The sequence below is a fragment of the Tepidiphilus sp. J10 genome (genome assembly GCF_006980785.1).
Taxonomy (GTDB): domain Bacteria; phylum Pseudomonadota; class Gammaproteobacteria; order Burkholderiales; family Rhodocyclaceae; genus Tepidiphilus; species Tepidiphilus olei.
Genome location: NZ_SBHP01000008.1, coordinates 46,589 through 60,825 on the forward strand (window position 1 = coordinate 46,589; position 14,237 = coordinate 60,825).

Annotated in this window: 13 protein-coding genes; 5 read left to right on the top strand and 8 right to left on the bottom strand. The window is 64.0% G+C overall.

Annotation, left to right across the window (positions count from 1 at the left end; all coding sequences use genetic code 11):
* The first annotated feature begins 23 nt into the window (after positions 1 to 23).
* From EPD81_RS09585 to EPD81_RS09600, 4 genes are read left to right on the top strand one after another with little or no spacing between them, the layout of a single operon-like run.
* Complete coding sequence (locus tag EPD81_RS09585) at positions 24 to 713, top strand: DUF4194 domain-containing protein (RefSeq protein WP_142805221.1); 690 nt, start codon at positions 24 to 26, stop codon at positions 711 to 713.
* The gene (locus tag EPD81_RS09590; RefSeq protein WP_142805222.1) at positions 706 to 4,143 is read left to right on the top strand and encodes an ATP-binding protein; all 3,438 of its coding nucleotides are present in this window, start codon (positions 706 to 708) and stop codon (positions 4,141 to 4,143) included. The genes EPD81_RS09585 and EPD81_RS09590 overlap by 8 nt, the downstream gene beginning before the upstream one ends.
* Positions 4,140 to 5,357, top strand: coding sequence for a DUF3322 domain-containing protein (locus EPD81_RS09595; protein WP_142805223.1), 1,218 nt, complete (start codon positions 4,140 to 4,142; stop codon positions 5,355 to 5,357). The genes EPD81_RS09590 and EPD81_RS09595 overlap by 4 nt, the downstream gene beginning before the upstream one ends.
* A gap of 60 nt (positions 5,358 to 5,417) precedes the next feature.
* Positions 5,418 to 5,738: a PilZ domain-containing protein gene (locus EPD81_RS09600; RefSeq protein WP_142805224.1), complete on the top strand. Its 321-nt coding sequence runs from the start codon at positions 5,418 to 5,420 to the stop codon at positions 5,736 to 5,738.
* 1 nt (position 5,739) lies between these two features.
* Here EPD81_RS09600 and EPD81_RS09605 read toward each other — a convergent pair whose 3' ends face one another.
* The 8 genes from EPD81_RS09605 to EPD81_RS09640 all read right to left on the bottom strand — a co-directional run bounded on the left by EPD81_RS09605 (position 5,740) and on the right by EPD81_RS09640 (position 13,382).
* Complete coding sequence (locus EPD81_RS09605) at positions 5,740 to 6,234, bottom strand: disulfide bond formation protein B (protein ID WP_142805225.1); 495 nt, start codon at positions 6,232 to 6,234, stop codon at positions 5,740 to 5,742.
* Positions 6,235 to 6,320: 86 nt separating this feature from the next.
* Positions 6,321 to 6,719, bottom strand: a complete 399-nt coding sequence (locus tag EPD81_RS09610; protein WP_142805226.1) for a type IV pilin protein — start codon at positions 6,717 to 6,719, stop codon at positions 6,321 to 6,323.
* A gap of 3 nt (positions 6,720 to 6,722) precedes the next feature.
* Positions 6,723 to 10,136 carry a pilus assembly protein gene (locus EPD81_RS09615; RefSeq protein ID WP_185955420.1) on the bottom strand — a complete coding sequence of 1,138 codons (3,414 nt, stop codon included), beginning with the start codon at positions 10,134 to 10,136 and terminating at the stop codon, positions 6,723 to 6,725.
* On the bottom strand, positions 10,133 to 10,684 hold the full coding sequence (locus EPD81_RS09620) for a PilX N-terminal domain-containing pilus assembly protein (RefSeq protein WP_142805228.1): 552 nt from the start codon (positions 10,682 to 10,684) through the stop codon (positions 10,133 to 10,135). The genes EPD81_RS09615 and EPD81_RS09620 overlap by 4 nt, the downstream gene beginning before the upstream one ends.
* A 10-nt stretch (positions 10,685 to 10,694) precedes the next feature.
* The gene (locus EPD81_RS09625; protein ID WP_142805229.1) at positions 10,695 to 11,648 is read right to left on the bottom strand and encodes a prepilin-type N-terminal cleavage/methylation domain-containing protein; all 954 of its coding nucleotides are present in this window, start codon (positions 11,646 to 11,648) and stop codon (positions 10,695 to 10,697) included.
* Positions 11,645 to 12,145 (bottom strand): type IV pilus modification protein PilV, encoded by a 501-nt coding sequence (gene pilV, locus EPD81_RS09630; RefSeq protein WP_142805230.1) that lies wholly within the window; start codon positions 12,143 to 12,145, stop codon positions 11,645 to 11,647. Before pilV ends, EPD81_RS09625 begins: the two co-directional genes overlap by 4 nt.
* 11 nt (positions 12,146 to 12,156) lie before the next feature.
* Complete coding sequence (locus EPD81_RS09635) at positions 12,157 to 12,744, bottom strand: GspH/FimT family pseudopilin (RefSeq protein ID WP_185955422.1); 588 nt, start codon at positions 12,742 to 12,744, stop codon at positions 12,157 to 12,159.
* A gap of 56 nt (positions 12,745 to 12,800) precedes the next feature.
* A complete protein-coding gene (locus tag EPD81_RS09640; RefSeq protein WP_142805232.1) occupies positions 12,801 to 13,382 on the bottom strand; it encodes a GspH/FimT family pseudopilin in 582 nt (193 codons plus the stop codon).
* A gap of 253 nt (positions 13,383 to 13,635) precedes the next feature.
* Here EPD81_RS09640 and EPD81_RS09645 point away from each other — a divergent pair.
* Positions 13,636 to 14,237 (top strand): transposase (locus tag EPD81_RS09645; RefSeq protein WP_185955421.1); only part of this gene is annotated, 602 nt, incomplete at its 3' end.

The following is a 14,237-nucleotide window of genomic DNA, read 5'->3' on the forward strand; positions in this document are numbered from 1 at the left end:
CTAGGCCGGGGGAGGAAAAGCACATGAACGAGGCGCTGTACGAGAACGATCCGGTGGAGACCCCGCCCAGCGCGCTGCCGGCCGTGCCCGAGCTGTCGCAGCTGATGGTGCACCTGCTCAAGGGCGTGCTCTACCGCGACGATGACGAGCGCTTGTGGGAGAGCCTCTTGCGCCTGCAGGCGCGCGTCAGGGAGCAGGCCGCCGTGCTGCTGCTCGATTTGGTGCTGGACGAGGCCGAGGGCTACGCCTTCCTCAAGAGCCGCCCCGACCCGGACGAGTCCGAAGGTGCGCCCCGTCTGCCGCGGCTCGTCGCGCGCCGACCGCTGTCCTACCCGGTGAGCCTGATGCTGGCGCTGCTCAGGAAGCGCATGGCCGAGTTCGACGCCGGCGGTGGCCAAGACGGGGACGGACGGCGGCTGGTGCTCTCCCGCGACGAGATTGCCGAGTTGATGCGAGTGTTCCTGCCCGATGGCACGAACGAGGCGCGGCTGATCGACCAGGTGGACGGGACGATCACCAAGGTGGTCGATCTGGGGTTTCTGCGCCGGCTCAAGCCCGCTGCCGGCAGCGCTCAGGACCGAGGGCATTACGAGGTGCGGCGCATCCTGAAGGCCTTCGTGGACGCACAGTGGCTGGCCGAGTTCGATGCGCGGCTGGAAGTCTACCGGACGGCGCTGTCGGGCAACGCGGGCAAGGAGGGAGGCGATGCCTGAATCACCGCTGGATTCGGCGACGTTGAGCTTGGACTTCGTGGCCGACGACAGCCGGGTAGGCTTTCGGCTGCACCGGCTGGAGGTGCTGAACTGGGGCACCTTCGACAAGCGGATCTCGCGCTACCCGCTCGACGGGCGCAACGGTCTGCTCACGGGCGACATCGGTTCGGGCAAGTCCACGCTGGTCGATGCCATCACCACCTTGCTGGTGCCGGCGCATCGCGTGGCCTACAACAAGGCGGCCGGCGCGGATGCCCGCGAGCGCTCCTTGCGCTCCTACGTGCTGGGCCACTACAAGAGCGAACGCAACGAGATCACGGGCAGCAGCAAGCCCGTGGCGCTGCGCGATGCGTCGAGCTACTCGGTCATCCTCGGCGTCTTTCGCAACGAGGGCTTTGATCAGGCGGTGACGCTGGCCCAGGTCTTCTGGCTGAAAGACCCGCAAGGCCAGCCCGCGCGCCTGTTCGTGGCCGCCGAGCGGGAACTCGCCATCGCCGACGACTTCAGCGGCTTCGGAGCCGACATCACTGCGCTACGCAAGAAGCTGCGGGCGCAAGGCTGCGAGCTGTTCGAGAGCTTTCCGCCCTACGGCGCCTGGTTCCGCCGGCGCTTCGGCATCGAGCACGAGCAAGCCCTGGAGCTTTTCCACCAGACCGTCTCGATGAAGTCGGTGGGCAATCTCACCGATTTCGTGCGCAACCACATGCTGGAACCGTTCGATTCGGGGCAACGCATCGAAGCGCTCATCCGCCACTTCGACGACCTGGACCGCGCGCACCAGGCGGTGCTCAAGGCCAAGCGGCAGGTCGATCTGCTCACGCCGCTGGTCGAGGACGGCAAGCGCCACCAGGCGTTGGTGGCCGAGATCCAGGACTGGCGGGAGGCGCGCGACCAGCTTCGGCCCTACTTCGCGCGGCTCAAGGGCGAGCTGCTCAACCGCCGCCTCGGCCTGCTGGCGGAAGAGGCCGCCCGGCTCGACGCGCAGATCGAGCGCCTTGATGCCCAGCGTGAGACCGAGCGCCTCGAAGTCGGCCGCCTGGAGCGGGCCCTGCGCGACAACGGCGGCGACCGCCTGGAGGAGCTGGCGGCGGAGATCCGCCGTTTGGAGCAGGAGAAGGCGCAACGTCAGCACAGGGCCGAGCGCTACCGGGACTTGCTGGCGCGCATCGACGAGGCGGCGCCGGCCGATGAAGCCGGCTTTCTCGCCCAGCAGCAAAGCATCGCCCAGCGTGCCGAAGGCTTGCGCGAGCGCATTGCCGACCTCGACGACCGCGAGCGCGAGGAGGACTTTGCCTTCCGCAAGGGCCGAGAAGAGCACGCCGCCCTGTCCGACGAGATCGAGAGTCTTTCTCGGCGCAAGAGCAACATCGACGCCGCCCAGATCCGCATCCGCGAGGCGCTGTGCGCGGCGCTCTCGATCGACGAGGACGAACTGCCGTTCGCGGGCGAGCTCATCCAGGTGCGTGAGGACGAGCGCGATTGGGAAGGCGCCGCCGAGCGGCTGCTGCGCGGCTTCGGTCTGTCGTTGCTGGTGCCGGATGCGCACTACGAAGCCGTGGCCGACTGGGTGGACCGCCAGCACCTGGGCGGGCGGCTGGTGTACTTCCATGTGCGGCCACGGGAGGCAACGCAGAGCGCGGCGCTGCATCCGCAGTCGCTGGTGAGAAAGCTCCAAATCAAGCCGGATTCACCGCACTACGAGTGGTTGGAGCAGAAGCTTCGGAGCCGCTTCGATGTGGCCTGCTGCGACACCGGCGCGCAGTTTCGCCGCGAGACGCGCGCCATCACCCGCGCAGGACAGATCAAGGACCCGAGCGGACGACACGAGAAGGACGACCGCAGCCGCATCGACGATCGCAGCCGCTACGTGCTCGGCTGGAGCAATGCCGACAAACTGCGGGCGCTGCGGGATCGGCGGGAACGTCTGGAGGCGAAACTCGCCCTGCTCGGGCAACGCATCGGCGAGATCCAGCAGGGGCGTAACGAACTGCGGGGGCGGCTGGATGCACTCGCCAAACTGGAAGAATTCACGCGCTTTGCGGACATCGACTGGATGAGCCCGGCGCGGAGAATCGCCGAGCTCAACGAGGAACGGGCACGGCTGGAGTCCGCTTCCGACGCGCTGCAGGAGCTGGGTCGCCGGCTCGAAGCGGCGCAAGCGCGGCTCGCGGAAGTGGAGCGCCAGCGCGACGCGGTGCGCGACAAGCGCTCGGCGGTGGCGACCAAGCGAGAAGCGGCGCAAACGCTACTCGAAGAGGCCCGCGCGGTTTGGGCCGATGCGCCGCTCACCGACGCGCAGATCGCGCGTCTGGACGCCTGGCGTGCACAGGCGCTGGGCGAGCATCAACTCACGGTCGAATCCTGCGACAACCGCGAGCAGGAGCTGCGCCAATGGCTACAGCAACGCATCGACGCGGAGGACAGGCGCCTCGCGCGGCTCACCGAGCGCATCGTCAATGCCATGCGCGGCTTCAAGGAAGAATTCAAGGCCGAGACCGTCGAGATGGACGTTGCGCTCGCGGCATTGCCGGAGTACGAGCGCATGCTGGCCGGCTTGCAGAGCGACGACCTGCCGCGTTTCGAGGCGCGCTTCAAGGAGCTGCTCAACGTCAACACCATCAACGAGATCGCCAACTTCAACGCTCAGCTCGCCCGTGAGCGGGAGACGATCAAGGAGCGCGTCGACTTCATCAACCAGTCGCTCGCCGCCATCGACTACAACCCCGGCCGCTACATCAAACTGGTGGCGCAGCCGAGCCCCGATGCCGAGATCCGCGACTTCCAGCAGGACTTACGTGCGTGCACCGAGGGCGCGCTAACGGGCTCGGCCGACGAACAGTATTCGGAAGCCAAGTTCCTGCAGGTCAAGGCCATCATCGACCGCTTCCGGGGCCGCGAAGGATTGGCGGACGCCGACCGGCGCTGGACCGCCAAGGTCACCGACGTGCGCAACTGGTTCCTGTTTTCCGCCAGCGAGCGCTGGCGCGCCGACGGCGCCGAGCACGAGCACTACTCGGATTCGGGCGGCAAATCGGGCGGCCAGAAGGAGAAACTCGCCTACACCGTGCTGGCGGCGAGCCTGGCCTACCAGTTCGGGCTGGAGTGGGGCGCGGTGCGTTCGCGCTCGTTTCGCTTCGTCGTGATCGACGAAGCGTTCGGGCGCGGCTCGGACGAGTCGGCGCAGTACGGATTGCGCCTCTTCCAGCAGCTCAACCTGCAACTGCTCATCGTCACGCCGCTGCAGAAAATCCACATCATCGAGCCCTTCGTTGCCAGCGTCGGTTTCGTGCACAACGAAGGCGGGCGCGACTCGCGACTGCGCTGCCTGTCGATCGAGGAGTACCGGGCGCAGAAGGCAGCAGGGACGGCATCGGTTCAGCCCGGAGAGATGGCCGTTGCCGGCGTGGCGGCAAGTGACGCGCCCCCATGAGCTGGACCACGCCGGCAGATCTCCGCGCCCAGGTGCAACGCTTGTGGGACCGTGGCGAGTTGCTGCGTGCGACGGTCACGGACGCCATGGCGTGGCCCTTGCGCCTGAGTTTGAAGGCGCCCTCGGCTGCCGACTTGTCCGATCGCTTCGAGTCGGTGCGTGACTGGGTGCGTGCGCTTGGCGAGACCCCGCAGGTTCGGATCGAGTGGCGGGAATGGAACCACCGCGTGCAAGGCGTGCAGCGTCTTCCTGCCGTGGTCTGGCTCGACACGCTGCAGGCGGCCTTGGCCTTCATCGGCAAGGTTCGTCAGGCGCAACGCTTCGCGGCTTTGTGGCAGCAGACGGCCGTCATGCAGCCAGCGCTGCTGGCGTGGCTGTCCCGGCGGCCGCTTCAAGCGCTCGACTTGGCCGACCGTTGGGAACGCCTTCTGGCGGTGGTGGCTTGGCTGCAGGCCCATCCGCGCCCGGGCGTGTATCTGCGCCAGGTGGATGTGCCCGGTGTCGACAGCAAGTTCATCGAGACCCACCGCGGCGTGCTCACCGAGCTGCTGGACTTGTCCCTTCCTCCCGAGGCCATCGAGACCAGCGCGACGGGTGTTGCGCAGTTCACGCGCCGGTTTGGTTTTCTGGACAAACCCCTGCGGATCCGGTTTCGTCTCCTCGACTCGGCGCTACCCGGTCTGCCGGGCTGCCAAGCCTTGCCCGGGGTACTGGCTGACATTACGCTGGATGCAGCCAGCTTCGCGGCGATGACCTTGCCCATCGAGCGCGTCTTCATCACCGAGAACGAGACCAACTTTCTCGCTTTCCCCGCCGTGGCGGGATCCATCGTCGTCTTCGGCGCGGGTTACGGCTGGGAGGCGCTGGCGCGCGCCGCGTGGCTGCATCGCTGCCAGCTGCTCTACTGGGGCGACATCGACACCCACGGCTTCGCCATCCTCGACCAATTACGCGGCCACTTTCCCCGCGCGGTATCCTTCCTCATGGACCGGGAGACTTTGCTTGCGCATCGCCCGCACTGGGGCGAGGAACCCGAGCCCGTGCGCCACGATTTGCCGCGCCTCACGCCAGGGGAGGCGGCCGTCTATGACGACCTCAGATTCGATCGCCACCAGCCCCGGCTGCGTCTGGAACAGGAGCGCGTGGGGTTTGGCTGGCTGTGCGATCGACTGGCGCGGACATTACTATTTTGCTCCCACGGCCGCGAGACATGAGATTGCCTTCCCCCTCGGCCCAGGCTAAACTGTATCCCGTTGGCTTGGGAGGTTTCCTTCATGATCGGCCAGTTCATCGAACGGCGCCGCGAGCGCCGCATCCCTCTGCCCGGCGGCATTCCTGCCCGGGTGCTCTCCCCGCGGGGTGAAGTGCACGACGCCGTCTGCTTCGACCTCTCGGTGGGCGGCATGGCGCTACGCACCAACTACGTCTCCTCCGCCGAGGAAATCCTTGCCGTTCAGCTCGAGCAGCCCGGCGGGGTGCACGGCATGCCGGCGCGCCCGCTGCGGGTGCGCCTGGAGGTGCGCCGCTGCCTCGGGCTCGAAGGCGGCACCTGGCGCTGCGAACTGGGCGGGCGAATCGTGGAGGTTCTCTCGTGATTCAGCCGCGGCGCAGGGCGAGCCACGCCGCGAACCCGGCGAAGAACGCGAACCACAGCGCCGACCAGTTGGCGATGGTCAGCCCGAGGAAAGTCCAATCGATGGCCGTGCATTGCCCCTCGCCGGCGAACACCTTGGGCAGCCATTCGGCGAGCGGCAGCGTCTCCACCAGGTAATCCAACCCGGGGCCACAGGCGAAAGGGTCGTTGGGCGGGTGCCGCTGCAGCCAGCTCTGCCACAGCGCCGTGCCCAGTCCGCCCAGGGCGCACAGCAGCATTGCACCGGCGCAGGCCCGGGCCGCGAGCTTGCGGGTGCCGAGCATCGTACCCAGGAGCGCGAAGAGCCCTACCCCGAAGAAGGCGATGCGCTGCAGGATGCACAGCGGGCAGGGCTCGAGCCCGAGGCCGTGCTGCAGGTAGAGGCCGAAGGTAAGCAGCGCCGCCACGGCGAGGGTGGCGGCGAGGAAGAACGCGCGCACTGGCAGGGATGGGGTCATGCTCGACTCGTCGAATGCGGCCGTGCCATTGTACCCCGTACCGCCCCTCGAGCCTGGCTCCGTCAATCGCACTCCATCGCCCGGGTTCAGCGCCAGCAGCCGTCTGGGCCCTTGGTGCCGGCGCTATCCAGGGTGAGAGTGGTGCAGCCGGTGTCGCGTGTCTGCGCTCCTTTGGCGGTGGCCTTCAGTTTATAGCTCGTGTCGGATAGTGTCCCGTCAAATTCAAAGGTATAGAAGCTGTTCAACTCCGCCGTACACGAGAGTGCCGGTAGCTTCGCATTCTTGTAGGTCATGTTGGTGGTGTAGTAGCGCTCCATCCATTGGGCCAATTCCATCAGGCAGCCCTGCGCCGCCGTGCGGCGGGTCTGCAGCACGTGGCGCTGGTAGCTGGGGTAGGCGATTCCGGCCAAGATGGCGACGATGGCGACCACGATCATCAGCTCGATCAGGGTGAAGCCGCGGCTGCGGCGTGGCGTGCGAGGCATGGCTTACTCCCGGATCAGTTCGCGCCAGTTGATGCGGCGGGGGGTGATGTTGTCCAATTTGACCTGAGTCTGAGCGGTGTCGCCGCTGGATCCTGCCACGATCAGCATGGCACCTGCGGGGCCAGCCACGATCTGCGCTTGGCCAGGCATGCCGATCCCGAAATCGATGGAGCCCACGGGAATTTTCACACCATCGACGTCCAATGTGGCGTATTGGAGGAAAAAGGGGAGGGCCGTTCCCGTGAAGGGATCGATTGCGTTGACGTAGCCCGTACCGCCGGGCGTGCAGGGGTCGTCGCTCGGGATGACGCTGCTGGCAATAAGGACAGAACCGTAGAACTGAGACGAGGTGATCATGCGCTCGCCAGGGTCGAGGTCGACGTACCAGCCTTTCTTGCCGTTCATATCGCCGTTGGTAGCGAGTTCGAAAGCCCGAACTGGGTCGCCCGTTTTGGGGTCCGTTCCCCGTGCGACGATCTTGCGCTCCTTGAGCTGACTGCGGGTCACGGTGTGCTGATCGTCGTCGATGATGCCGTACCAGCTCTGGGTCGAGGTGTCGGACCGGTCATCCAGGGTGAGGAACCGCCCGGTGCCGAAGAAGACCCAGCGGCTGCCGTCGGCGGGATTGAGGCCGATCGAGGGGCGTGCGGTGATGGGCTGGGCCTTGCCGTTGGCGTCGGTCGCCTTGAAAAATGGCTGGGGCGTGTTTCCCTGTTTGAATGCGACGTCCCATTGGTTCACGTTCTTGGCCGAGAGATCGAATTTCCACAGATTACCCTGCAAGTCGCCGGCGTAGACGTAGTCGATGGTGCCGTCAGCGCCATCATCCCATCCACGAGGGGCTGCCAGCCCATTGGGTTGGGTTGCCGACCCGACCCTCGTATCGATCGCTTTGATCAGCGCCCCCGTCTCGAGGTCGACGATGAAGAGAGCCGCCGTCTGATTGGTGCTGTTGTAGCCATTGCCGAAAATCACGGCTTTCCTGCCATCGTTGAGCTTGGTGATCATGAGCTCACCCGTGACCAAACCGAGCAGGTCCGCAGCGGTGCCGCCGGTGAATTCCCATTTTACATCCTCTGCGGAAAAGGACTTCGGTTTGGTGACGTCGAGCCCAAAAAGCGCTTTGCCACCCAGGCCGAGGCTGGCCACGAGCAGGTTCTTGTCCGGAGTGATCCGGAAATCCGAAACGGCGATCTGCCCATCGACGAAATAGCGGTGCGTGTACGCCGGATTGGCGAGGGTGGCGAGCGTCGACGTGATCACGGCGTTAGGCACGTAGGCGAAGCGTTCCTGGCCGTCGGTGGCGTCGAAGGCGTGCAGCATGCCATCGTTGGCGCCGACGAAGACGGTCTGCGCGCGTGCGGTTCCGCTTTGCTGGTTGTCGACGAACACGGGCGAAGAGTGGATGATGTCGCCGAGCAGGCTCTTGCGGTTGCGCAACGTCCCGCCGTTTTGTACCTCTTTGCTCCGCTCGCCGCGGAGGTAGTCGACGATGTCTTGGGAGCCGAGGGCCGTCTTTTGCGTTGGGGTGAGAGCGTTCCAATCGAAGGCAATGCCGCTGTTGCTGCCGTTCGAGGTGAAGATCTTGCGGGAACCGACGGCGGGAATGCTGGCCGTCCATGTCGGGGTATCGCCGATGCCCGTGGCGGTGACGGGGTAGGCGAGGAGCTCTCCGTACCAGTCGCCAGGGTAGTAACGGGCGACAAAGGTGAGGGAATCGGTGTGAATGCTGTAGCTATTGACCGACAGGTTGCTGGCCGAACTCACCAGGGTGGAGATGGCTCCCAGCGCTTCCTTGAGCCCCTCGGCGAATTCGTCCGGATTCTGGGCGGCGAAGAACTTGCCGTGGCCATTGATGGCGGCATGCCAGAGGTCGTCGATCTTGGCTTCGCTTTTGCTGGTGGGGTTGGGCCATGATTCCGTGCCATTGCACAGCTTGGCCACGGTCTCGGGCGTGCGGGGCAGCGTACCGCTCACGCCGAGAGAGAGGGTGAACGTGGTCATGTGCTGCCAGAAGGCGGGGTCGGGAAAGGTGGGATCCAGAGAGTTGGCATTGCACGCATTCAGGTTGGACGAGGCGGCGGGAACATCGTTGGGAAGGTCGGTGCGCAGATCTTCTTTCCAGTATTTCATCGCCACGTCGGCCAGGGTATTGGAATAGCCGTCTTTGAAGGGGGCTTTGGGTTCATAGGTATAGGTCTTCTTGCCGTCAGACGATTCGATTTTCGATCCTGATTCATTGTCGGTGTTTCCCGCACCAGAGAAATTGTCCGTATTGTCCCAGTACCCATCGGTGGTGAGGATGGTGAAGGATTGGCGGCAGGAGAGTTGTTTCTGCTTGCCTTGAACCGTGACTTTGGGTCCCCAGGGGCCGCTGTCTTCCTCTTTTGCATAATATTGGCCAGCCCAGTCGAGGGCGCTACGCAGGGGGGTCCCCTGGGCGGGTATCTTCACGCCGATGACTTTGTCAAAGAAATTTGCTTTGGCCGAACCGGTGAATTTACCGTGGGGAATCGGTACGGTGGGGTTGGCGCTCGAGCTCTTGCACGTGTTGATGGTGCAGAACCCGACGCGGTAGTTTTCACCGAGCTCGGCGAAGGCCCGTGTCACCCCGGCCTGGGTCGCGAGGATGCGCGAGCGGTGGTAGCTGAACCAGTTGGCGAAGTTCTGTACTTCGTCGGCGACGGAGCGCCCCCAGGGTAGGGGATCGGGGGCGGGATGCTCATCCGGTACATCTTCGCACTCTGTTGTGCATTCTCTGCGCGTGGTTCCGACTCTCCATTGATACATGACATTGGAACGGTATTGATAGCGGATGTAGTTCGTCCGGTTGGTGACGTCGCCGCTGCCGACATAGACATAGAATGTGATGGGGGTCGATAAAGTGGTGTTCGAACAGTTACTTCCCGTCATGTCCCCCGTTTTTAGGTTGATTTTGCAATTGTTTCTTTCTGCCGGGTCGTAAGGGGCACTTTCAGGATCGATATTGGGATAGGAACTGCCGTCCGCTTTGCGCCAAGGCTGGTAGGTGACGCTAGGATTGTAGAAGAGTACGTTTCGCGTAGAGGAACGCAAGGTTACGTTAGCGTCTTTTCCATCGTCCAAGTCGAGGTAGGCTTTATTGTAAGTAGATCCCCCATAGGGATCGGTAGGGCGGGGAAAGAGGAAGTAGGTCTCCGGTGAAGTAAGCTCAGTCAAAGAATCGGGAAGGATTTCGAACTGCATCGATCCCGAATCGTCGAGCAGTAACATGATGTTGGGGTCGACGCTCGAGCTCGTCTCCGGCGGGACGTTGGGGATGTCCAGCGCCGCTCGGGCAGGCAGGCATACGGCGGCGAAGAAAACCAGCAGGGCGAGGCGAACGGGCAGACCGATGGATGCACTAAGGGTATGGGTCATCTGAGTCTCCGGGTTCAAGGGCGCTGGTTCAGGCTTTCGAGGATCACGGTGGCGCCGCCGTCGCGCTGAGCACGCGCAACCACACGGTAGCGCTTGATCATGCAATTGGGGATGGGCGGCATTTCTTGGTCGCACCCGAACCATCCGGGGAATTCGCCGAGATATTCGATGTAGCCTTCTACGGGCAGACGCTCGTCCGTTTGCGCCAGCCAGTTATGCCAGCCGGTGAAGGAGGGGTCTTGCCAGCGGGGGGGACAGTCCGGATCGGGAGGAAAACAGAGGCCGTCGGTGCAGGAAGTCTGGTTGCAGTTGCCGTTCATTTCAGGGGGAGCGGCTCGCGTGGGTGGATTTTGAGGAATCAGGGATTCGCCATGACGCAATCCTTCCTCGGCCGACTGCAGGGCGATGGCGCGGTCGGTGATGCCGGCAGCCATGCGGGTTTCCTGGGTGACGAAGCGGGTTGCACCGAGGGCAAGGATCGTGGCCACCAGCAAGAGAATGAGCGTCACCACCAGTGCGGCGCCTTGCTGGTATCTGGGTAACCTAGGCAGGGGGATGAAGGCCATGCTCGATTCCTCAAGGAAGGCGGTTGCGTAGCGCCATGGTGAAACGGTGTGTGCGGCGGAGCCGTTCGCCGCCTGTGCCTACGGCGTCGATGGATTCGGTCGTGACTATGGCTCGTACGGCGCGCACCTGCGTCCAATTGCCCACGCTGGCGATGGTCTGGTAAGTGTTTCCATTCTCGCTCAGGAAAGTGAAATCGAGTGCGACGATGTCGGGGACCATTTCTATGGCGTCATCGTCATTGACTTTGCGGTAGAGGGAAGTGCCATTTCGATTGTTGTTACCCAGATACCAAAGGATGCGCTCGAAACGCAGGAGGGTGCCGCCTTTGAAGGAGGTTTTGCACTGGTTGGGCTTGAGAGGAAAATCCAGACATTTGGTTTCGTTTCCGGGGGTGTTTTGTCCTGCTTGGTCGTCGACCGTCAGGCTTTTTGCATTCACGTTGGTGGCTTGGAAGATCGCGGCTTGGGAGCCTTTGCAGACGAAAAGGATGTCGCCGGTCTTGAGTGGGCCGACATGGGAAATGTTCATGGTGGCGGAGGTTTCGGGATCGTGATCCGTGACCCGTACTTCTCCGGCGGAATTGGAGGCTCTGCTGATCGCCAGCACTGGGCTTCCGGCCGCGCAATTGCTGGGTTGGAAGGTGGGAACCGCGTTGCAGCTCCCGTAGGCGCGCAGCGATTCTCCTTCCCATGACCACGAGGTTGGCGTGCCTTTGAGCACGTTGGCTACCGTGGTCGATCCACAGGCCGTGGCGCCGGCTTCGCGCACGTCGCGGGCCATCAGCTCGAAAGCGAAGCGCAGGTTCTCCTGCATGCGGGCGAGGTTCTCGGTGGCGCGGTAGGTCTGCCGGTTGGTGAGGAAGAGATTGACGACTGCGCCGATGACGACGAGGCCGAGGACGAGGGCGACCATGAGCTCGACGAGGGTGAGACCGAGCTGGCGGCGAGGAAAGGAAGTGCTCATAGCCGGCTCTCGAGGGTGAAAAGGGTGGCAGGTTCACCGTTGCGACAGTTGTCGGCGTCGGTATTTTCTCCGCCGGCGCTGTCGGCCCAGCACACATGCACGCGATAGGTTAGGGTATTGGCTGCGATTTCGTCGATGCGGCCGCAAGCGGTGGGGTGGAGATTGGTTTGCATCTCGACGATCCAGTGGTGCAGGTCGTTCTGCGCGATTTCGCTCCCGTTTGGTGGGGCGCACAGCCAGTTTTGCTGGACGTAGGCTTTTGCCACGTCGAGCCGGTTAACGGAATCGGCGCTCAACACTGCTGCGCGCATCGCATCCAGAATGGAATTGGCATAAATGGCGGCGGCGGCGCGTTCGTAGCTGGAGTTGGCCGCGGCGAGCATGCGGGCCTGCAGGCCGGCGAGCCCGAGTAACCCGATGCCGAAGATGAGGGCGGCGATCAGCACTTCGAGCAGGCTGAAGCCGCGTTGTCGTGAGGGGCGAAAGACGGAAGACATGGCATGGATCCTCAAGGCGACGGGCAGGTCGAAGGAACGCTGGTCGAGGGGGTGGTGAGGACGATTCTGCCGGAGCCGATGAGGCGGAGTTCTCGTGCCCGGCGGTCGTCCGTGAGCGCGGTGCTGGTGGAGCACACGCGCAGGGTCGAGGTGTCGGGGAAAAAATCGCCGTTGAGCTGTTTGCTCATGCCGTCGGCGGTGAAGGAAACGTAAGAAGAGAGCGGGGCATTGGCTACGACCACGATGCCAGTGGGCAAGGGGCCGCCGCGAAAGAGGATGTCGGCGGCGCTCTCGGGGGCGGGCGCATTTCCGGGCGTTTGGTCGACGAAGGCCATCCAGCCGTCACGCCAGGCGCCGGAGCACGCGGTGGCGGTGGGGTCGGCGGGGCAGACGGTGACGCGGGCGTTGCGGCGCAGCGCTTCGGTGCGCGCCGTTTGCAGGGAGGCGATGAGTTCGTTGGTGGCGGAGGTGAGGCGGTTCGAGGCGATGAGGGTGGCGAAGCTGGGAATGCCGATGGCGAGCAGGATCGCGAGCACGACGATGGTGACCATCAGTTCGACGAGGGTGAACCCCGAGTCGTCGCGGCATGGCTGGTGCATTCCCTGCTCCTTGCCGACATTGCGCCTTGGAAAGATGGAAGGCATGGCGTGGACCCTCAGGGCGACGGGCAGGTCGAAGGAACGCCGGTCGGGGGGTGTTTGAGAACGATTCTGCCGGCGCCGGTGAGGACGAGGTGGCGCGCCCGGCGGTCATCTCCCAAGGCAGTAGCAGTAGAGCAGACGCGCAGCGTTCCCGCTTGGAATGCTCTGCTCAGCAGTTTGCTTGTTCCGTCGGCGGTGAAAGAGACGTAAGACGAAACAGGGGTGTTGCCGACGATGGTGATATTGTGCGGCGCAGGACCGCCGCGAAAGAGGATGTCGGCGGCGCTCTCGGGGGCGGGCGCATTGCCGGGCGTCTGGTCGACGAAGGCCATCCAGCCGTCACGCCAGGCGCCGGAGCACGCGGTGGCGGTGGGGGCGGCGGGGCAGACGGTGACGCGGACGTTGCGGCGCAGCGCTTCGGTGCGCGCCGTTTGCAGGGAGGCGACGAGTTCGTTGGTGGCGGAGGTGAGGCGGTTCGAGGCGATGAGGGTGGCGAAGCTGGGAATGCCGATCGCGAGCAGGATCGCGAGTACGGCGATCGTGACCATGAGTTCGACGAGGGTGAATCCTACGTCGTTGCGGAATGGCTGGCGCATCCCCTGTTCCTTGCCGACAGTGCGGCTTATTATGACGCTGTCCGAGCGAGAATGCAAGATGAAGGGTGTAGCGAACAAATAAACTGTCCGGACTTGTAGCACGAGGTTTGTCCGGTTTTCATTAGGTATGGAAGGAGGTGCCTAATGAGACGGTTGTGTACCATCCTTTCTGTAAATTCCGTTTAGCGCCTCTGGCAGGAAGTGCGCGGCGGTAGGTCTGACGCCATGACTTCGAGAAAGGAGTACGCCCATCATGGCGATGCGTGTCGAAACCAATCCTTTGGAAATGGCTTATGCAGTGTTGCTCGAACACGGACTCGATGGTGCCGGCGAGGCCCTGCGCATCCTCGTCAATGAAGCCGCCAAGATCGAACGATCCCAGTTCCTTGGCGCGGCGCCCTATGAACGTAGTGAGCGTCGGCGTGACTACGCCAACGGGTACAAACCCAAGACGGTACTCACCCGCCTTGGTGAGCTGACCTTTCAGGTGCCCCAAGTGCGTTCCGGCGACTTCTACCCTTCTGCCCTCGAAAAGGGCACCCGCACCGATCAGGCGGTGCATCTCGCCCTGGCCGAGATGTACGTCCAGGGGGTCTCCACCCGCCGGGTGATCGAGGTGCTGCAGCGCCTGCTGGGGCCGGAGATTTCGCTCTCCACCGCCCAAGTTAGCCGCGCCGCCGCCAAGCTCGACGAGGGGCTCAGAGCTTGGCGCGAGCGCCCCTTGGGTGAAGTGCCTTATCTCTTTCTGGATGCCCGTTACGAGAAAGTGCGGCTGGAAGGGCGAATCGTCGATTGTGCCGTCTTGATCGCCGTCGGCGTCGATGCGACGGGCAAACGGCGGGTGCTCGGTTGCAC